The following is a 19,542-nucleotide window of genomic DNA, read 5'->3' on the forward strand; positions in this document are numbered from 1 at the left end:
AGCCTCCTGTCGCGCTGGTGATCGCTCAGTCCTGCGCGGTTGGCCGGATGACGATGCTGCCGACATCCACTTCGGGCGGTTGTTCGAGCGCAAATAGGATGCCGCGCGCGATCGCGTCCGGCGGGATCGCGATGCCCTTCAAGCGTTCCTCGGCCGCCGCCCTCGCCCGCTCATCGGTCATGGAATTCGCGAAGTTCGTGGCGATCACGCCCGGCGACACCTCGGTCACGCGCAGGTTCGGCCCGGCTTCCTGTCGCAGCGCCTCCGTCGCCGTGCGCACCGCGTTCTTGGTGGCGGCATAGACGCCCTGGGTCGGCAGGATCTTCAGACCGGAGGTGGAGATGACGTTGATAACGTGGCCACGACCCTGTCGCGCGAATACCGGCAAGGCAGCGGCGATGCCATAGAGGGTGCCGCGCAGGTTGACGTCGATCATCGCGTCCCAATCCTCGACACGCAGCGCGTCGAAGCGCGAGATCGGGCCGATCCCAGCATTGTTGACGATCGCGTCGAGCCGCCCAAAGCGTTCGACCGCGTGCGCGACCAGCGCTTCGAGATCGCTGCGCCGCGTGACGTCGGTCACGCGATACTCCGCCCGGCCGCCAGCATTGTTCAACTCGGACGCCAGCGCGGCGAGGATGCCCTCGCGCCGTGCGCCGAGCACCATTGTATGTCCACGATCGGCAAGCAGCCGCGCGGTCGCCTGCCCGATGCCGCTGCTCGCACCCGTGATCGCGACCACCAAACCTGTATCGCTCATATCGCTGCTCCTTCGGGAAGGAAGCTAGACGTTCTGGGAAGATGGTCCATGCGCGCGCCTCCAGGAACTTGTCGCGATCGTCCAAACCCATGCTCGACGCGCACTACCCGTCCCTCGCGGCTTCAGGCCGCGGATGACCTCGGGTCCGGACATGAAAGCGCCTTGTCGGTGTTTGTGCCACGGCTGGGCATGGCGAGACCATTGCGAGGCCTTGCTGGACGATCTACGTGTCATGCTGGATGATACCGGTGTGATCGTCTAGAACCGCCATGGACCCATTATCCGAGGTCTTCTCATTGCTCGAGGTCCGAAGTGCCCGATGCACCCGCCTCGAGGCAGGCGGCACCTGGGCGTTGCGGTTCCCCGCCAAGCCCGCTCTCAAGTTCGCCGCCGTCCTGCGTGGGCAGTGCTGGATATTGCTTCCAGGGGACCCGCCACACCGGCTCGGGACGGGCGACACCTTTCTGCTTAGCAAAACGCCCTCCTACGTGTTGGCGAATGATCAGCGGAAAGTCCCCGAGGACGGGATCGCGCTGTTCGATTGGACCCATTCCGACACCGCCCACCATGGTGGCGATGAAACCGTGCTGATCGGGGGCAGCTTCGTGTTCCAGCCCGGCAACGCGCAACTGCTGCTCGATGCTCTGCCCGTGTTCATGCACATCCCTGCTCAGGATCCCGCGGCGGCGATTCTGAGCAACACGCTTGAGCTGCTGGACAGCGAAGTCAGGAGCACCCGGATCGGCGCATCTCTGATGACCGACCGTCTGGCCGATATCCTGCTCGTTCAGGCGCTCCGCGCTTACGTAGGCATCCGTGGAAAAGACAGCGCCGGGTGGATCGGCGCATTGACCGACCGGAGGATCGGGAACGCCCTGCATCTCATGCATGGTGACGTCGGCCATCACTGGACCGTCGATGAACTTGCCCGTGCGGTTGGCATGTCTCGTTCCGCCTTCGCGGCCCGCTTCAAAGATCTGGTCGGCGCTTCCCCGCTTGACTACTTGCTGCGATGGCGCATGCAGCTCGCTCGGCAGGCTCTGCGCCGCAGCGACGGGTCCGTGGCAAATCTCGCCAACAGGCTAGGCTACGCGTCGGAGAGCGCGTTCGGCAATGCGTTCAAGCGCGTCTGTGGAAGCGCACCGAAGCGCTACTGGCTTGCTCATGATCCGGTGGCGGCGACAACTCCCAGGCCCGGTGAGGTTCACTGATCAACCATGACTTGATGCCCTCGATTTTGCCCAATTACGCTGATCCCGCTTCGGTAAAGCCGCAATCGTGCCGCTGATCGGGACTCTGTTCCAGATGGAAGCGTGCTTGACGGCTTTACGACCGCCCTCCACATGTCGCCTGCAATGTCCACAACACGCCTGATCATCGACCACCGCATGGCCGACCACGCTGCCGGAACCGCTGGAGCCACCATCCCGCGGCATCCGGAGAAGGCGCATCGGCCGGACAACCCGATCCAGCGCAAGCCGGCCTGGATCAGGGTCAAGGCGCCGACGCATCCGGTCTATCATCAGACCCGTGCGCTGATCCGGGACAACCGGCTGGTCACCGTGTGCGAGGAAGCCGCCTGTCCGAACATTGGCGAGTGCTGGTCGCAGCGCCACGCCACCATGATGATCATGGGCGACACCTGCACGCGCGCCTGCGGCTTCTGCAATGTCCGCACCGGTCATCCCGCCGAACTGGAGGCTGACGAGCCGGCCAGGGTCGCCGATGCCGTGGCAAAGCTGGCGTTGCGGCACGTGGTGATCACCTCGGTGGACCGCGACGACCTGCCGGATGGGGGCGCCGCGCATTTCGCCGCGGTGATCGCCGCCATCCGTGCCGCCGCACCCGGCACCACGGTCGAGGTGCTGACCCCAGACTTCCTGCGCAAGCCCGGCGGCGCCGAAACCGTGGCCGCCGCCGCGCCGGATGTGTTCAACCATAACCTGGAAACCGTGCCGCGGCTGTATCCCACCATCCGTCCCGGCGCGCGCTACTACCAGTCGCTGCGACTGCTGGACCGGGTCAAGCAGATCGACCCCGCGATCTTCACCAAATCCGGTCTGATGGTCGGGCTGGGGGAAAGCCGAGCGGAAATCATGCAGGTGATGGATGATCTGCGGATCGCCGATGTGGATTTTCTGACCATTGGCCAGTACCTGCAGCCAAGCGTGAAACATGCCGCGGTCGACCGCTTCGTCACGCCGGAGGAGTTCGCCGAATACGCCTCGATTGCGCGGTCGAAGGGGTTTCTGCTGGTATCCGCCACGCCGCTGACGCGCAGTTCCTACCATGCCGATGCCGATTTTGCCGCATTGCGCCTGGCGCGCGACGCCAGGCTGGCGCAGCCCGCCGCCTGATGCCGACTCATGCGGAGCGCCAGATCCTTCCTTACACGCCCGAACAGTTGTTCGATCTGGTGGCGGATGTCGGCAAGTACCCTCAGTTCCTGCCCTGGTGCGTGGCGTCCCGCGTTCGTCACCAGACGGACGAGGAGCTGGTCTCCGACCTGACCATCGGCTTCGGCCCGTTCCGCGAGAGCTTTACCAGCCGCGTTGCCTTGCGCCGGCCGTACCGGGTCAAGGTGCGGTACGAGAATGGACCTTTCCGCTACCTGAACAACCAGTGGGACTTCATCCCGCACGCCAGGGGCACCGAAGTCGCCTTCTTCGTCGATTTCGAGTTTCGCAGCCGCATCCTGCGGGCGGCGATCGGCCCGGTCTTCAACGAGGCGGTGCGCCGCATGGTCAAGGCCTTCCTCAAGCGGGCCCGTGACGTCTATGGTCCGCCAAACGTCTCCTAGGAGTCCGACAATGGTCTATGCGCCGATCCGGCAGGACAGGTCGCTCCCGCCGGTGCGGGTGAACCTGTATTCCGACACTCAGACCCGTCCGTCCGAAGCCATGAAACAGGCGATGATGCGGGCCGAGGTCGGCGATGAGCAGCACGGCGACGATCCCACGGTCGATGCCCTGTGCGACCGGATGGCGGCGCTGCTCGGCCAGCAAACGGCGATGTTCCTGCCGTCCGGCACCATGTGCAACCAGATCGCCATCCTGACCCACTGCCGTCCAGGCGATGAAATCCTGGCGCACGAGAGTTCCCATATCGTCGCCAATGAAGGTGGCGGCCCTGGCGCCCTGGCCGGCGCGGTGGTGCTGGGGCTGCGCGGCGCGCGCGGGATGTTCGACAGCGCCACCCTGACCGCGGCATTGCGGGAGAAGCGGCGCAATGCGCCGCCGCAGACGCTGCTGGAGGTGGAGCAGACCGCCAACGCCGGCGGCGGCTCGGTCTGGCCTGTGGGTTTGCTGACGCAGGTATTCGATACCGCGCACGAGCACGGCCTGAAGACCCATATGGATGGTGCCAGGCTGATGAACGCGGTGGTCGCCGCCGGGGTGACCGCACAGGAGATGGTGGTGGGCTGCGATTCCGTCTGGCTGGATTTCACCAAGGGCTTAGGCGCCCCGCTGGGCGCGGTACTGTGCGGCTCGACGGCCTTTATTGATGATGCATGGCGCTGGAAGCAGCGCCTGGGCGGATCGCTGCGGCAGGCCGGGATCTGCGCCGCGGCCTGCTTGTACGCGCTGGACCACAACATCGATCGGCTGGCCGAGGATCACGCCAATGCCCTCGTGCTGGCCCGCGGCCTGGCACAGTTGCCTGGCCTCGCGGTGGAGGAGCCGGAAACCAACCTGGTGTTCTTCGACACCCGCGCCACCGGTCTGACCGCGGACGAACTGGCCGACAAGGTTCGCCTTGACGGCGTGATGCTGTCCACCGTCGGACCCCATCGAGTGCGTGCCTGCACGCATATGGACGTGGACGGCGCCGGCATCGAGCTTGCGGTGCGGGTCATCGCGCACGCGATTCGCGGTTAAAGCACTTTTCGCTCACGCTGACGCGGCACCGGTCAGGAACGTGCCGCCGCGATTCATCTTCTGTTAGGATTTGCTGGTTAGACTTGGCTTGACTTGAACAGCCCAGGTGATAGCCGTGATGCACCGATTTCTTGCCGTTTTCCTCCTGTCGGCGATGACCCTGCCGGCCTTTGCCGACGATACGCCAGCCCAGGACAAGCCCGCCGCGCACCATGCCAGAATGACCTGGGAAGAACGTTTCACCCAGGCCAACCTTGCTCATGACGGACACCTGACGCTGGAGGAAGCCAAGCACGGTTACCACGCCATCGCCCGCCACTTCGGCGACGTGGATGTCGACGGCAAAGGGTATGTGACCGAGAACGACATCCGGGCCTGGCACGCGTCGCAGAAAACCGCGCGCGAACATCTCAAGGCCGCCGAGGATCCGCTGCGTCCCCGCAACGCGTTCCAGCAGCACGCCTTTACCAAGCAGCAGACGTTCAAGACAAGCGCTGATCAGATAGTTCCAGGACCGGCTGCTTCGCCGCGCCAGATGGAGGCGGCGTCCGATAAACCGTGACCGTCCAAGCGGCGTATCAGTCTTTGATCTGGCCTTTCGCTCGGGTGAAGTTGACCCGATCCTGTGGAGTGTTGGTGGACTTCGGTGGCTAGGCCTGGGCTTTGGCCACCTCCGTCGCTGCGGCGGCGGCTTCGTAGACCATGGGCGAGCGGTAGCCCAGGCTCGAGTGGAGGCGGACGGGATTGTACCAGCCCTCGATAAAGCTGAAGCAGGCCATGCGGGCCTCGGCCTGAGACGCGAACCGGCGGCGCTCCAGCAGCTCGCATTCCAAGGTAGCGAAGAAGCTCTCACACATGGCGTTGTCGTAGGCGTCGCCTACCGACCCCATGGATGGCCGCACGCCGGCCTCCTTGCAGCGGCTGCCGAACGCCAGAGACGTGTATTGCGACCCCTGATCCGAGTGGTGGATCACACTGCCCGGCCGGCGCTGGCCAATGGCCATCTCCATCGCGTCCAGCACCAGCTCGGCGCGCAGGTGGTTCGCCATGGACCAGCCCACGATCTTGCGGCTCCAGGCGTCCAGGACGACGGCAAGGTACAGGAACCCCGTCGCTGTTGGCACAAACGTAGTGTCTGCCACCCACAACCGGTTTGGCGCTGTCGCCGTGAAGTCCCGGTCCACCAGGTCCGGTGCCGGCCGGGCCTCCTTGTCCCGCTTCGTGGTGGTCACGCCAGCCCGGCGGCGGCTCGCGCCCACAAGGCCCGTGGAGCGCATCAGGCGTGCGACCCGCTTGCGGCCATGCTTCTCCCCTCCTGCCCGCAGCTCGGCATCAACACGGGGCGATCCGTATGTCTCGCGCGAGCCGGCGTGGATGGTCCGGACCCGCTTGAGCAGCGCCGCATCGGCCCGGGCGTGGGTGGACGCAGGGCGCTTGAGCCAGGCGTAGTAGCCGGCCTCGGACACGCCCAGCACCCGGGCCATGGTGGCGATGGGGAACACGGCCTGGTTCGCGCTCATGAACCGGAAGAGCCGGACGACACGGCCCCGGTCTCGCGTGCGAACCAGGCCGCCGCTCGAGAGAGAATGTCGCGCTCCACCCGCAACTGCTTGTTCTCGCGCCCAGCACGGGCCAACTCGTCGCGCGCGGTCGCGGACAAGCCATCCCCTGCCGCGGCCTGAGCGTCACCCCTTTCCCGGCTGCCCTCCTTGCGATCAGCGGCAGCAACCCACTTGCGGATCGTCTCCGCAGTCGGCTCGAACTCCTTGGACAAGCTGACGGGATCGCGCCCAGCACGGGCCAGGTCGATGACCTGTTGCCGGAACTCCGGCGAATACGGGGGACGGGTAATCGGCATGAAAGGAACCTCCTGCAAAAGCATGAAAGGCTCCACCAGAGCGGGTCAACTTCAGTCCCTGGAGGATCGAAGGCATTCAGTGCCATGTGTCCGCTTGGCTTGGACATAGCCCCGACAAAGCCTGCCGGCCACGCCGGGCCGCGTGAAATGACGGTATCGCCCGTGCCAAATGCCGCCGGGCATATCCCGCGGCATGATCCCGGCTGCTTCCCCAGTGCTTCCCCGGCACCGACCCGTTGGGCGGGGAAGCAAAAAACGGCCCCGAAGGACCGTTTTAACACTCTGTTTTCATTGAGAAAATCTGGAGCGGGCGAAGGGATTCGAACCCTCGACCCCAACCTTGGCAAGGTTGTGCTCTACCCCTGAGCTACGCCCGCGCTCCGAACAGGACGCGCGTTCTAGGCGGGTTCCTCCGCCAATGCAAGCGCCGAAGCACGCCCGCGTCTTCCCCACTTAACCCGTCCCCATTATAGACATCCCACAACACCGGGGGGACAGGCAACATGCGCCAAATGACAATGGTCGGGTTCCTGCAGGCGCAGAACTGCACCAACTTCGTCGGCTCATGGCGCCATCCACTCGCCGATCAGGCCTTCACCAGCGCCGACTACTATCGCCGCATCGGCCGAGCGTTGGAGGCCGGAAAATTCCATCTGGGCTTCTTCGACGACCGCCTGGCGATGCCCGACCTGTTCGGCGGCGACCACGCCCACACCGTCGCCAACGGCATCCGCTGCGTCAAGCTGGACCCAATCACCGTCCTGACCGCCATGGGCATGGCGACCGAGCGCCTGGGTCTCGGCGCCACCTTCTCCACCACCTATTTCGAGCCGTTTCACGTCGCCCGCGTCTTCGCCACCCTGGACCTGCTGACCGAAGGCCGCGCCGCCTGGAACGTGGTGACCTCGATGAACGACGGGGAGGCGCTGAACATGGGCCACGCCTCGCACGGCGAGCACGACCGCCGCTACGACCGCGCCGATGAGTTCATGCAGGTCGTCATGGGCCACTGGGACGCCTGGGACGACGGCGCCATCGTCGCCGACCGGGAAACCGGCCTGTTCGCCCATCCCGACAAGGTGCATCGCCTGGACCATGCAGGCGAATTCTTCCGCTCCCGCGGCCCCTTCACCGTGCCGCGCTCCGCCCAGGGCCATCCCGTGCTGATCCAGGCCGGTCAATCCGGCCGTGGCCAGCGCTTCGCAGCACGCTGGGCGGAATGCGTGTTCGTCGCCTATCACGGCCTGGCGCAGGCGCAGCGCGACTATGCATCCTTCAAGACCCAGGTCGAAGCCGCCGGCCGCGACCCAGAGAAAGTCTTCGTCTGCGCCGGCGTCTATCCCATCGTCGCGGAAACCCGCGCGCAGGCGGAAGACCACGCCGCGCTGATCGACCGCCTGCCCAAGGAGATCGACAGCCTGTCGCTACTGTCGGAGGTGCTGAACTTCGATTTCGCCAGCCAGCCCATCGACACGCCGTTCACCCAAGAACAGCTCGATAGCTGGACCGGCGTGCAGGGCATGCGCGACCGCATCCGCCGCGAACTCGGCAACCGACTGCCGACGCCGCGCGACTTCATCAACATCACCCGCCGCGGCACCTTCCACGACCATCCACGCTTCGTCGGCTCGCCAAACGATGTCGCCGACGGGCTGGAGGAATGGTTCGCCACCCGCGCCTGCGACGGCTTCGTCGTCGGCGCCTCGCACGTGCCGGGCGCCTATGAGGACTTTTCCCGGTTGGTTGTCCCCGAATTGCAACGCCGCGGACTGTTCCATACCGACTATACCGGGACGACACTGCGCGATAATCTCGGCCTTGACCGGCCTGCCGTCGGCGCATGGCGATAGCACGCCTGACGTTTAGCAAAGGAGAACACCCAATGAAACTCTATTACGCACCCGGCGCCTGCTCGATCGGCATCCATGTGCTGCTGGAAGAGATCGGCAAGCCGTACGAATCCGAAGCGGTCAACCTGCGCGAAGGCGCCCAGCACAAGCCGGACTTCACCGCGGTGAACCCCAAGTCCAAAGTGCCCACCCTGGCCCGCGACGACGAAACCATCCTGACCGAGTATCCGGCGATCGCCTACTGGCTCGCCCGCGACAATCCCTCCGCCGGCCTGTTGCCCGACAATCTCGACCAGCAGACCCACGCGCTGGAAATGACTGATTATGCCGTCTCCACCATCCACATGCAGGGGTTCGCCAGGCAGTTCCGCTCCTCGGCCTTCTCGCCGAACCCGGCGGACGAGGACAAGGTGAAGGCCCAGGGCAAGCAGATCGCCGAGAAGGGGTTCGGCCTGCTGGACAAGGCGCTGGCCGGCAAGGACTACGCGGTGGGATCGTTCTCCATCGCCGACTCGGCGATCTTCTACGTGGAGTTCTGGTCAAAGCGCGCCGGCATGACGCTGCCGTCCAACTGCGCCGCGCATCTGGACCGCATGCTGGCCAGGCCGGCCGTGCAGCGCGTCATGCAGCAGGAAGGCCTGGCCTGAACCATGGCCCTGTCCCCTGATCAGGTAACGCCCGTCGCATTCTGGTTCCTGCGCCATGGTGAGACCGACTGGAACGCGAAGGACCTGTCCCAGGGAAACGTTGATATCCCGCTGAACGAGAACGGGCTGGCGCAGGCCCGTTCCGCCTCCCTGCTGCTGCGCAACCGGGGCATCCGCGGCATCGTCTGCTCGCCGCTGTCACGCGCGAAAGTCACCGCCGATATCGCCGGCGCGACACTCGGGCTGCCGGTGGAGGTCGAGGACGGCCTGCGGGAGGTTTCCTTCGGCGTCAAGGAAGGCGAGCCGATGGCCGGCTGGCTGCCCCATTGGATACAGGGGGAAATGACGCCGGAAGGCGCCGAAAGTTTCGCCGCCCTCACCCATCGCGCGATCGCCGCCGTCAACCGCGCCATCGCTCGGCCGCCGGTCGTGCTGGTGGTGGGACATGGCGCGATGTTCCGGGCGCTGCGCGGCGCCATGGGACACGAGCCGAACTACCGCACCCGCAACGCGATACCGGTCTGGTGCGAGCCGCCGGCGGGCGGCACCGGACGGTGGGGGATCAGTTACGCGGAGTGAGCGGGTCGTGGACGCAGCCAAAATCCGCAAGACCGGCGACAAGATTAGCTGCAAATGACTGCGCCTTCGCAAGGTGGCCAGCAATAGCCGCGGGCAATAGCTGAAGCCATCTGCTTGACCTTGAACGGCCGGCATTGTCCTCGCACCTGACGAACAGCGGCGACCGGCGCCGCCCTCGGATCGCTGGACTGCTCGGCCTATGCGTGTTCCCTGGCAGGTTGATAGCGGCAGGCAGACTGAGATATCCAGGCAGCGCCGGGGTCAGGCAGTACCCAAGCCTCGGTTTCACGGCGGGGAATGATCGTGACGCCTCGACCCACAAGGCGCACGCACGACTTCGGGTGAGTGTTCCGGCTGGAGAGCGGGGCCGTGAAGTGCAGCCGCCACGCCTGAGTTGGGTACGGGGACAGCGCCTTCGGCGGCGACCAGTGACATTCACACGCCGGGACTCGCCTACCGGCCATCATCGTCAAGCGATAAAGGGTCCGGTGCCCGAAAACTGATTACATTTGCACCAAGGACCAGACCGGCAACCGCGATAAGTGTCGCGCCGTGCCACCGCGGGGCAAGATATCCACCCAGGATCGCGCCTAGCGCGAAGGCGACGCAAATCCATCCGAGCGCGAGAGTGTGAAACCAGTGTGGCTTCGATCGCGGATCGAAACACGCCTGGGAGAACGCCGAGACAGCGCCGAGCAAGTTGCCCGTTGTCATGCCAGTGTTGAAAGACCAGTCGCCGATATGGGACAGGGTCGTGATCTGCACGGCGGCCAGGAATCCGACGCAAGCGGTAACGACGTGGTCTGAAAGACGATCCGCGACGCCCGCCAGGGCAACCAGCAGGACGCATTCCACCGACAGCCGGATCGCGCGCGAGTTCCGGCCCGACCGTTTCAGCATCGTTCCTGTGGTGCGTGACAGCAGAAGGCCGACGACAAAAGCCGTCATGGATGGGACGTGCCGCAACGCCTCAACCGTATGACCTGCCGCCAAGCCGATCGCGAACAAGACGATGTTTCCCGTCTGCGCGTTGGCGAACACGTGGCCGTGGGTCAGATAAACCCATACATCCAGCATCCCGCCTGCGGCAGTCAGCAGGCAGGCTGCGGTCACTGCGATCAGGAAGCGAGCGGATGGATGGATCGTGCTCCACCCTCGCGCGTGGCGGTCGGCTTCCTGCCCGCCGGAATTAGGAGGCGGCCGCTCTGTCATCGCTTGCAGTCCTTTGCTGGAGCCAGGTACTGAGGTAGCTGGCGTCGCACTTTGACCACGTCGTCCACGATGGTGCGCAAGTGTCCGCGACACCCGTTGTGCCATGCGCCCACGCCAGCGGCGGCCAGCCGTCGGCGCGGCGGTCCTTGCGGCACAAAATGGGTTTCCGACTTGGCGACGGGCGTCTTCATCCGTCACCTGTAGAAATACAAGACTGTGCAGCGGAGGCGATCCCAGCATGGCTATTCACCGGACATAAAACTGACGCTACCCCTTGCACCCGCGCGGGCGGCGCCCCACCTCCCGCAACATTTAGAACAAAGCACGAACATAAACCGGATATGCCCCGCCCCATCCCAGCCGCCAACACGCCCGCCGCCCACACCCTCGCCGCCAGCACCCTCGCCGCCAGCACGTTCGTCGCTTCCAACCCCGCCGCCAGCACGCTCGTCGCTTCCAACCCCACCGCATCACCCGACACCCTGCCACCGCCAGCCGACGACCCCCAGGCGATCTTCGCCCTCGACGGCCCGATCAACCCGGCCTTCGTCAATGAAGCGGTCCGCGTGCTGATGCGCGCCCTGCCGCTCGATCCGGCCGAACCGCAGGCCTGGGCGCACCGGCGCATGCACGCTGGCCTGCTCGCACTCGCCGCACTGCACCCGCGCGACGAGATCGAGCTGATGCTCGGCGTGCAGGCCGTCGCCGCCTGGCACGCCGCCGCCGCCGGCTGGCGCCTCGGCATGAACCACCACCGCCCGTGCGGCGACAGCACCCGCCACACCGCCGCCGCCGCCACCGCCGCGCGCAGCTTCGACAGCCTGCTGCGCGCGCTGGAGCGCCGCCAGGCCAAGCCGCTCACCATCCCGCCCGGCCGCCCGCCCAGCCGCGCCTGGCCGCCCGCGGACGCCAGCGCGGTGATGCAGGCGTGGGAGGCGCGCATCCGCCAAGGCACCACCACTCAGGGCACCACCACTCAGGGCACCACCACTCAGGGCACCACCACGCAGGCGGCCGATGCTCAGGCCACCACCCACGCCGCCGATCCCCACCCCTCCGCTGCCCACGCCGCCGACCCCGCCCCCGCCGTGGTCTGGAGCCCGCGCGCCATCGCCCTCGCCAACGAACTGCGCGAGGCCGACCGCATCGCCGTCGAGAACGAGGGCCTCGACATCGAACACACCGACGGCATCCTGCCCGGCGGCGGCATGATCATGCCCGAGCACCCGACGCCGCAGCAGGAGGCCTACATGGCCCGCCGCCTCGGCCTGGCCTACCGCCGCGAGTGCCAGGAGAACCTGCGCCGCGGCCTGCGCCAGTATCCGCCGATCCGCCACATCCGCCCTGGCGACCTGATCCTGTGAGCCCTCCCCCGGCACGCCATCCCTCGGCCCGCCCTTCCCCGGCCCGCCACCCCCCAGGGAGCCCTTCCGCCGGACGCCAGCCCGCTGGACGCCCGCCGTCTGTGAGCGCTTCCCCTGGATGCCCTTCCGCTGGCCACCATCCCGTTGCAAGCCCGCCGCTGCCGCCGTCCGCGCCGCCGCCCACTCCGCCAGGCGACCCGCTGCGGGCGTTGCTGCCCGGCTTCCTGGTGCCGCTGCTGCTGGCCGGCGGCGGCGACACCGCACTGGCGCACGCCGCCGCGCACGCCGCCATCGCCGGCGCCGCCGCGCCCGGTCCCGACGCGGCGGCGCTGCTGACGCTCACCCGGATGGTCGGCTACGCGCTGGCCGAACTGGACGCGCTGCGGCTGTCGGCGGCGGTCTCGCTGACGATGAAGCTGAAGCTGCGTGGCAACGCCAACGCGCTGAACCGCTCGGCCCAGCGGATGACCGAGGCGCTGGCGGCGGGGCGCCACGCGGCGGCGGCGGCCGACCCGCGCGAGGCGGTCGACGAGGCGGCGGTGCTGGCCGCGCTGGACGCTGCCCAGGCGATGCTGCGCCAGGCCACGGCCGCACCGTCTGATGCGCCAGCCGCCGCCGCACGCGCCGCCGCGGCACCGGCTGAACCGATCGCCGTTCCGCCGGCGCCCGGCGAACCAGCGCCAGACGAACCAGGGCCAGACGCACCAAGACCAAGTGAACCAGGGCCAAGCGAACCAGGGCCAGGCGAACGGGCGACGAACGAGGCGATGCCGCGCGATCCGGCGCCCGCCGATGCCGGGTTGGACCGCTCAACCCCTGCCGCACCAACCCCTGCCGATCCAGCCCCTGGCGAGCCAACCCCTGGCGAACCGTCACCCACCACAGCGGTGCCGCCGGCACCGTCCCGGCATCGTGGCGCGATGACGGCGGCCGCTCAGATGACAGCCGCCCATCCGGCACCCGCGCCCGTCATGGCGGGCGGAGCCCTCCCTTGCGTGCTCGGTCGCCCGCGATCCACGGCTTTGCCGCCACCCGTCCCGCAACGCGTGGCCAGCCACCCCCGCGGCCCTGGCCAGTCGCCTGCCACGCCCGCCCCGAAGGCGCCCGTGCCGCACGCGGCCGCAATCCTCCGATCGGCGGCGCCGCCCGCCAGCCACGCCCACAACCGGCTGTGGGCCAAGGCGATGACCGACGTGGCCGAGGAATGCCGCGCCAACCTCTGCCGCCTCGCCCCGGCGCAACGCCGCCTGGAACTGCTGCGCATCGAGGCGCTGACCACCACCGCCCTCACCCTCGGCAGCGGCCTGCCCGCCATGCCCGCACTGCGCCGCGCCGACCTGCTGGCCAGCACGGCAATGCCGACCCCGCCGCCCGCGATGGCGCCGTTCGTCTCCGGAACACAGCGTACGAGCGGTCAGGCCATGATAACCGACAGCCCCACCCGATCTTGATGCCGATGCGACCTCGCCCGCTGTCGCGCGATCTGACAACCGTGCATCAGCCGCATCGATCCATGGCCAATACAACCCGGTGACCGCCGCACCAGCGGGCGAAATCACGCCCAGGCGATCGCGGGATGCGCTAAACCTTCCGCCGCAGCCGTTTGGCATTCGCCTGTGCACGGCTCAAAAATGGTTTCACCACCGCGGCGTCACCACGACCCAGCATCAGGTTCATCGCCGACTGCCGCACCGCCGCCGCCTTTTCTGCCGTCATGCGGCGATATTCGGCCGGTGAGCACGTGCCCTGCGCCATCCGCACCGAGCGATGCAAGATCGTTTCCCATGACGCAGCCATCAGCCGAACCATCATCACGGGAGCAGCAGGCGACAACCGACGCGAATGTCTTTTCATCGCCGGTCAATGATCCCTCAAGACGCAAGCGGCAAGTGCCAATTCAGTCAACATAGGCAACCAGCCGGTGGACAGCGCGTTGCTTATGGGTAATCCGTGCCACAACCCATTGTAATGTCCGCGATGATGCGGCGGGCAAAGCTGGGCCGGCCGGACGAAGTTCGTATCGGTGCCTCGTACACAACAGGAGACGTCTGTCATGTCTATCATCGCCTGGCTCATTCTGGGACTTGTCGCCGGCTTTATTGCCAGCAAGGTCGTCAACAAAAGCGGCGAGGGGCTGCTCCTCGACATCGTCCTGGGTATCGTCGGTGCTGTTGTCGGCGGCTTCCTGTTCTCGTTGGTCGGGGCGGCCCCGGTCACTGGCTTCAATATATACAGCCTTATCGTCGCGGTGATCGGCGCGATCGTCGTCCTTGTCATCTACCACGCCATCGCCAGGCCGCGGACGATCTGATCCTCGGCCAGCATGGGCCCCGGCGGGCGGTTGCGTACCCACACCCCGTCTACGAAGCGCCGCCGCCCGCCGGCGCGGGCGGTGGCAAAGGCCCAGCCGCGTCCCAGCCGCCTCCCAAGGCTTTATACAGCGCGACAAGGTCGGTGCAGACCGTCGCTGTACTATCCGCAAGCTGCTGCTGCTCACTCAGAAGGCTGCGCTGCGCGGTCAGCACCTGGAGGAAATCGGCCAGCCCCTGGGTATACAACATGGTCGCCAGGTCCAGCGCCCGCCGTGCCGCCGCAACGCTGATGATCAGACGCGCCCGCCGCCGCTGTTCCGCGGCATAGGCGGTCAATGCGTCGTCCACATCCCGAAACGCCGCCAGCACCGTGCGCTGGTAGTTGGCCGCCGCCTCCTGCTGCTGCCCTTGCCGCAGCGCCAGCGTCCCCCGCAGCCGCCCGCCTTCGAAAATCGGCAGCGAAACGCTCGGCCCGATCCCGTACTGGCGTGAACCCCAGTCGCCGAGCTGATGGAACTGCAGCGCCTGAATCGAGACGCTGCCTGACAGCGTCACCTGCGGAAAGAAGTCCGCCTCGGCCGCGCCAATGCTGGCGGTTGCGGCATGAAGCTGTGCCTCGGCTTCCCTGATGTCCGGCCGGCGGTGCGCCAGTTCCGACGGCAGACCAACGGGCACCAGCGGCGGCACCAGCGGCGTCGCCTTCGGCAGCGCCAGTTGTGCCTGCAACGCGCCGGGATATTCACCAAGCAGCAGGCCGATCGCATTGATCAGCCGCTGCTCCTGCTGCTCAAGCTGCGGAATGATCGCGCCGGTGTCGGACGCCTGTTGCTGGGCATTGGCCAGATCCAGTTCAGTGGACAGGCCGCGGTTGTAGCGATCGGTGGTGAGCTGCACGCTGTTGTTGGCGCTGGCCAGATTCTGCCGCGCGATGCGCAGCCGTTCCTGCGTGCCGCGAAGCTGCATGTAGTCGTTCGCCACCTCCGCCATGCTGGACAGCACCGTGTCATTGCGTGCCTCCCGCGAGGCATCCAGTGTCGCCCGCGCGTTTTCCACCGTCCGGCGCACCCGGCCCCACAGATCGACCTCCCACGAGGCATCGAAGCCATACTGATACAGGTCGAACGGCGGGATGGCGACGGGCCCTCTCCCGGTACTGACTGGAATACCGCCGTTGGTGCCGGTCGCGCCGTTGAATTGCGTCGCTGGCGTGCCCCCAGGACTGCCGAGCGCACTAAGGACGCCGTTCTGGCTGACACGCTCCCTCGTGTAGGCCGTATTGCCGTTCAACGTCGGATACTCGCTCGCCCCGGTGATCCGCAGTTGCGACCGGCTCTGCGCGATGCGGGTGGTGGCCGCGCGGACATCCAGGTTGCTGTTCGCCACCCGGAGCACGAGGCCGCTCAGCACCGGATCGTTGAACGTATCCCACCACTTCGGCTGGATCGGTGTCGCCACCGGGAAACTGGCATGGGCTGGCGCCGGGGCGGGATTCTGACGCGGGCTGAACCAGCTATCCGGGGAAGCCGGTTTGGACGCCTGGAAGTTCGGGCCGAGCGTGCAACCGGCAAGCAAGGGCGCCAGCAGCAGCAGGCGCAGGCGCAGTGGCATGGAAGGCAATTCCTTTTCGCGGAGGAGGCCGGCAGGGGGCCTCCGCTTTTGCCACGGCCGACGCGGGACGACCACCTAGGACTTTGCGGGAGTCAGCATCATAGGCCATGGGTGGCCGGCGGAACACACTCGGGTTTGGTCTAAGTGCGCCGCCGGCCCCGACAGATTCCAGGAATCTGCGGTGCGCTTCAACGCCGTCATCGTTCATGCGCCCTGTCCACGCAACGACGATGTCGGGACCAGTGCGCCTCAGGCCGGCGTAAGCACGTCCACGTCCGCCGCCACCGGTTCCGTCGCATGCCGCGCCGCGATCACCAGATACACCGCCGGCAGCACGAACAGCGTGAACAGCGTGCCGATCGACAGACCGCTGGCGATCACCAGCCCCATGTTGAAGCGCGAGGCGGCGCCGGCGCCGGAGGCGGTGATCAGCGGCACCACGCCCAGCACCATTGCCGCCGTGGTCATCAGGATCGGCCGCAGCCGCAGGCCGGCGGCGTAGATGATCGCCTCCAGCTTGGTCTTGCCGGCGCGCTGCGCTTCATTGGCGACCTCGACGATCAGGATGCCATGCTTGCTGATCAGGCCCATCAAGGTCACCAGCCCGACATCCGTGTAGATGTTCAGGGTGGCCTGGCCGAGACCCAGGCTGATGAACACCAGCGCGCCGGCGACCGACATCGGGATCGACACCAGGATGACCAGCGGATCGCGAAAACTCTCGAACAGCGCCGCCAAGACCAGGAAGATGATGATCAGCGCCAGCGCGAACGTGGCGACGAAGCCGCTGCTTTCCTGGACGAACTGCCGCAGCGGCCCGGCGTAGTCGATCAGCACGTCGGGCGGCAGGGTCTTCGCCGCCAGGGCCTGCAGCGTGTGCAATGCCGCGGCCTGCGAGACACCGAGCGAGGGCACACCCTGGATGGTCGCGGAGTTCACCTGCTGGAAATGCGTGATCGTCTCCGGCACCGTCTCCTGCCGCACGTGGGCGATGGCGGAGATCGGGATCGGCACGCCGTTCAGGGTGGCGATCTGGTAGTGCATCACCTGGTCGATGGTCAGCCGGGACCGCTGCTGCACCTGGGAGATCACCTTATAGGAACGTGATCCCAGGCTGAAATAGTTGGTATAGGCGCCGCCGAGCAGGCCGCCGAGGGCGCTGCCCACCTGGGTCATGGATAGCCCGAGCTGCGCCGCCTTGTCGCGGTCGACCTCGATCACCTGCTGCGGCGCGTCGATCTTCAGGTCGCTGTCGATGAACAGGAACATCCCGCTGGCCGCGGCGTCGGCGAGGAACGTCTGCGCCGTCGGATACAGCGTCGACAGCGGCTGGGTGGACTTCAGCACGAACTGGATCGGCAGTCCTTGCGCACCGGGCAGCGCCGGCGGCTGGAATGCCACGACGCGCTGGCCGGCCACGCTGCCGAGCTGGTTCTGCAACTGGCGCTGGATGGTCGTGGCGTCACGCTTGCGCTGGTCCCACGGCTTCAGGGTAATGCCGGAGATCGACTGGGTCGGGCTGATCACCTGGAAGCTCTGATCCGCCTCCGGCAGCTTCGACATGATGCCTTGCACCTGGTCGGCGAACATCTGCTTCTGCGCCACGGTCGCATCCGGGGCGGAGGTGGGCAGCAGGATGACGACGCCCTGGTCTTCCTGCGGGGCCAGTTCGCTGTCGGCGCTGCCATACAGGAAATAGATGCTGCCGATGACCAGGCCAGCGAACAGCAGCGCCACCGATTTGGTCCGCAGGCTGCCGCGCAGCCAGCGCTCGTAGCCGCGTTGCAGCCGGCTGAAGACACGGTCGATCAGGCCGGTCAGGCGATCGCCCCAGCCACGGGCCGATCCCTCGGCATGGGGTTTAAGCAGATAGCCGCACATCATTGGCGACAGGGTCAGCGCGACGATGGCGGACATTGTCACCGCGCCAACGACGGTGAAGGCGAACTCGGTAAACAGCGCCCCGGTCAGGCCGCCCTGGAAGCCGATCGGCACGTAGACAGCGATCAGCACCGCGGTCATGGCGATGATCGGGTTGGCCAGGCCGCGCGCTGCCTTCATGGCGGCGTCACGTGGCCGCAGGCCTTCCTCCAGATGGCGGTTGACGCTCTCCACCACGATGATGGCGTCGTCCACCACCAGTCCGATTGACAGCACCAGCGCCAGCAGGGTCAGCAGATTGATCGAGAAGCCGAACACCAGCATCGCCGCGAAGGTGCCGATCAGCGACAGCGGGATGGTGATGACCGGGATCAGCACCGAGCGCGGCGAACCCAGGAAGGCGAACACCACCAGCGTGACGATCAGCACGGTTTCCCCAAGAGACCGTTCGACCTCATTGATCGAGCTGTTCACGAAGGTGGTGGAGTCGTAGATGACATCGCCGTTCAGCCCGGCCGGAAGCTGCTGCTTGATGGAGGGCAGCACTGCCTTGACGCCGGCGATGACGCTGAGAAGGCTGGAGCCTGGAACGGTCTGGATGCCGATGTAGACGCCCTTCCTGCCGTTGTACTCCACGCTTGTTTCATAGTCGTCGGCGCCAAGCGTGACATTGGCGACATCGCTCAGTCGGATGACCCCGCCGTTCACCTGCCTGAGCACCAGGTTGCGGAACTGGTCCACCGAATGCAGGTTGGTCGAGGCGGTCAGGTTGTACTGCACCATCTGGCCCTTGGTGGTGCCGATGCCGGCGATGACGTTGTTGGCCGCCAGGGCCGCGTTGACGTCGGACGCGGTCAGGCCGTAGGCGGCCAGCTTGCGCGGGTCGAGCCAGGCGCGCAGGGCGAAGCTCTGCTTGCCCAGCAGTTCCGCCGTCTGCACGCCCGGCACCGCCTGCAGCCGCGGCTGCACGTTGCGCACCAGGTAGTCGGTGATCTGGTTGGGCGAGAGCTGGTCGCTGGCGAAGCCGATGATCAGCGCGTCCAGCGACTGGCCGATCGCCACTGTCAGGGTCGGCTGCTGCACCCCGGCCGGCAACTGGTTGAGCACGGAGTTGATCTTGGCGGTGATCTCGGTAACCGCCTTGTCCGGATCGTAGTTCAGCACTAGATTGGTAACAATCGTGCTGGTGCCGGAAATGCTGTTCGAGGTCATGTAGTCGATGCCGTTGGCCTGCGCGATGGCGTTTTCCAGCGGCGTGGTGACGAAGCCGGCCACAGTGTCCGGATCGGCACCGTAATAGACCGTGGTGATGGTAATGATGGCGTTGTCGGTCCTCGGGTACTCGAGGATGGGCAGGGAATAGAATGACTTCAGCCCGATCACCAGCAGCATCAGGCTGACCACGCAGGCCAGCACCGGCCGGCGGATGAAGATGTCGGTGAACTTCATGTCAGGGTCCAATTGGTGACAGCCATCGCACGGGAGATGACGCGCCTGCCGTGTCCGGTCATGGCGGAACGGCTCCCGCGCGGAAGCAGCAGACTCATTTGGCTTTTTGCCTGATCGCGTGATTTACCGACTGCGGAGGGCCGG

Annotated in this window: 17 protein-coding genes and 1 tRNA gene; 11 read left to right on the forward strand and 7 right to left on the reverse strand. The window is 66.5% G+C overall.

What is annotated here, in order from left to right; all coding sequences use genetic code 11:
- Nucleotides 1-25: 25 nt before the first annotated feature.
- The gene (locus tag ACQY4S_RS27610) at nucleotides 26-742 is read right to left on the reverse strand and encodes an SDR family oxidoreductase (protein WP_428488514.1); all 717 of its coding nucleotides are present in this window, start codon (nucleotides 740-742) and stop codon (nucleotides 26-28) included.
- Between the two features lie 287 nt (nucleotides 743-1,029).
- On the opposite strand from ACQY4S_RS27610, the gene ACQY4S_RS27615 reads away from it, so the two are divergent.
- The 5 genes from ACQY4S_RS27615 (at nucleotide 1,030) to ACQY4S_RS27635 (ending at nucleotide 5,200) form a co-directional block, all read left to right on the forward strand.
- Nucleotides 1,030-1,971, forward strand: coding sequence for an AraC family transcriptional regulator (locus ACQY4S_RS27615; protein WP_428488385.1), 942 nt, complete (start codon nucleotides 1,030-1,032; stop codon nucleotides 1,969-1,971).
- Between the two features lie 144 nt (nucleotides 1,972-2,115).
- On the forward strand, nucleotides 2,116-3,117 hold the full coding sequence (gene lipA, locus ACQY4S_RS27620; protein ID WP_428488386.1) for a lipoyl synthase: 1,002 nt from the start codon (nucleotides 2,116-2,118) through the stop codon (nucleotides 3,115-3,117).
- Complete coding sequence (locus tag ACQY4S_RS27625; protein WP_428488387.1) at nucleotides 3,117-3,560, forward strand: type II toxin-antitoxin system RatA family toxin; 444 nt, start codon at nucleotides 3,117-3,119, stop codon at nucleotides 3,558-3,560. The genes lipA and ACQY4S_RS27625 overlap by 1 nt, the downstream gene beginning before the upstream one ends.
- Before the next feature lie 10 nt (nucleotides 3,561-3,570).
- Nucleotides 3,571-4,638 carry a threonine aldolase family protein gene (locus ACQY4S_RS27630; RefSeq protein WP_428488388.1) on the forward strand — a complete coding sequence of 356 codons (1,068 nt, stop codon included), beginning with the start codon at nucleotides 3,571-3,573 and terminating at the stop codon, nucleotides 4,636-4,638.
- Between the two features lie 154 nt (nucleotides 4,639-4,792).
- Nucleotides 4,793-5,200, forward strand: coding sequence for a hypothetical protein (locus ACQY4S_RS27635; RefSeq protein ID WP_428488389.1), 408 nt, complete (start codon nucleotides 4,793-4,795; stop codon nucleotides 5,198-5,200).
- Nucleotides 5,201-5,288: 88 nt separating this feature from the next.
- Here the strand turns inward: ACQY4S_RS27635 and ACQY4S_RS27640 are convergent.
- Nucleotides 5,289-6,496 (reverse strand): IS3 family transposase gene (locus ACQY4S_RS27640; protein ID WP_428488515.1). Its coding sequence is split into 2 segments (ribosomal slippage): nucleotides 5,289-6,211 and nucleotides 6,211-6,496, totalling 1,209 coding nucleotides; the frame shifts between segments, so codons are not numbered across the junction.
- Nucleotides 6,497-6,798: 302 nt separating this feature from the next.
- Nucleotides 6,799-6,873 (reverse strand) — tRNA-Gly (locus ACQY4S_RS27645).
- A 126-nt stretch (nucleotides 6,874-6,999) separates the two neighbouring features.
- Here ACQY4S_RS27645 and ACQY4S_RS27650 point away from each other — a divergent pair.
- Genes ACQY4S_RS27650 through ACQY4S_RS27660 form a run of 3 tightly spaced genes read left to right on the forward strand, consistent with a single transcriptional unit; the run spans nucleotide 7,000 to nucleotide 9,572 of the window.
- Nucleotides 7,000-8,346: an LLM class flavin-dependent oxidoreductase gene (locus ACQY4S_RS27650; RefSeq protein ID WP_428488390.1), complete on the forward strand. Its 1,347-nt coding sequence runs from the start codon at nucleotides 7,000-7,002 to the stop codon at nucleotides 8,344-8,346.
- Nucleotides 8,347-8,378: 32 nt separating this feature from the next.
- Nucleotides 8,379-8,993, forward strand: a complete 615-nt coding sequence (locus ACQY4S_RS27655; RefSeq protein WP_428488391.1) for a glutathione S-transferase family protein — start codon at nucleotides 8,379-8,381, stop codon at nucleotides 8,991-8,993.
- 3 nt (nucleotides 8,994-8,996) lie between these two features.
- Nucleotides 8,997-9,572, forward strand: coding sequence for a histidine phosphatase family protein (locus tag ACQY4S_RS27660; protein ID WP_428488392.1), 576 nt, complete (start codon nucleotides 8,997-8,999; stop codon nucleotides 9,570-9,572).
- A gap of 453 nt (nucleotides 9,573-10,025) precedes the next feature.
- Here ACQY4S_RS27660 and ACQY4S_RS27665 read toward each other — a convergent pair whose 3' ends face one another.
- Nucleotides 10,026-10,784, reverse strand: coding sequence for a YoaK family protein (locus tag ACQY4S_RS27665; RefSeq protein ID WP_428488393.1), 759 nt, complete (start codon nucleotides 10,782-10,784; stop codon nucleotides 10,026-10,028).
- A gap of 341 nt (nucleotides 10,785-11,125) precedes the next feature.
- Between ACQY4S_RS27665 and ACQY4S_RS27670 the strand changes: the two genes are divergently transcribed.
- On the forward strand, nucleotides 11,126-12,148 hold the full coding sequence (locus tag ACQY4S_RS27670; protein ID WP_428488394.1) for a hypothetical protein: 1,023 nt from the start codon (nucleotides 11,126-11,128) through the stop codon (nucleotides 12,146-12,148).
- A 101-nt stretch (nucleotides 12,149-12,249) separates the two neighbouring features.
- Nucleotides 12,250-13,599: a hypothetical protein gene (locus tag ACQY4S_RS27675; RefSeq protein ID WP_428488395.1), complete on the forward strand. Its 1,350-nt coding sequence runs from the start codon at nucleotides 12,250-12,252 to the stop codon at nucleotides 13,597-13,599.
- A gap of 130 nt (nucleotides 13,600-13,729) precedes the next feature.
- Here ACQY4S_RS27675 and ACQY4S_RS27680 read toward each other — a convergent pair whose 3' ends face one another.
- Entirely contained in the window at nucleotides 13,730-13,945 is a 216-nt protein-coding gene (locus ACQY4S_RS27680; protein ID WP_428488396.1) for a hypothetical protein, read from the reverse strand.
- A gap of 256 nt (nucleotides 13,946-14,201) precedes the next feature.
- Here ACQY4S_RS27680 and ACQY4S_RS27685 point away from each other — a divergent pair, with 256 nt between their 5' ends.
- Nucleotides 14,202-14,459, forward strand: a complete 258-nt coding sequence (locus tag ACQY4S_RS27685) for a GlsB/YeaQ/YmgE family stress response membrane protein (RefSeq protein ID WP_428488397.1) — start codon at nucleotides 14,202-14,204, stop codon at nucleotides 14,457-14,459.
- 49 nt (nucleotides 14,460-14,508) lie between these two features.
- Here ACQY4S_RS27685 and ACQY4S_RS27690 read toward each other — a convergent pair whose 3' ends face one another.
- Together ACQY4S_RS27690 and ACQY4S_RS27695 are read right to left on the reverse strand one after the other, a co-directional pair.
- On the reverse strand, nucleotides 14,509-16,068 hold the full coding sequence (locus ACQY4S_RS27690) for an efflux transporter outer membrane subunit (protein WP_428488398.1): 1,560 nt from the start codon (nucleotides 16,066-16,068) through the stop codon (nucleotides 14,509-14,511).
- A 249-nt stretch (nucleotides 16,069-16,317) separates the two neighbouring features.
- Entirely contained in the window at nucleotides 16,318-19,398 is a 3,081-nt protein-coding gene (locus ACQY4S_RS27695; RefSeq protein ID WP_428488399.1) for an efflux RND transporter permease subunit, read from the reverse strand.
- Nucleotides 19,399-19,542: the final 144 nt, after the last annotated feature.

Origin of the sequence: Rhodopila sp. (genome assembly GCF_965276935.1) — a bacterium.
GTDB lineage: Bacteria > Pseudomonadota > Alphaproteobacteria > Acetobacterales > Acetobacteraceae > Rhodopila.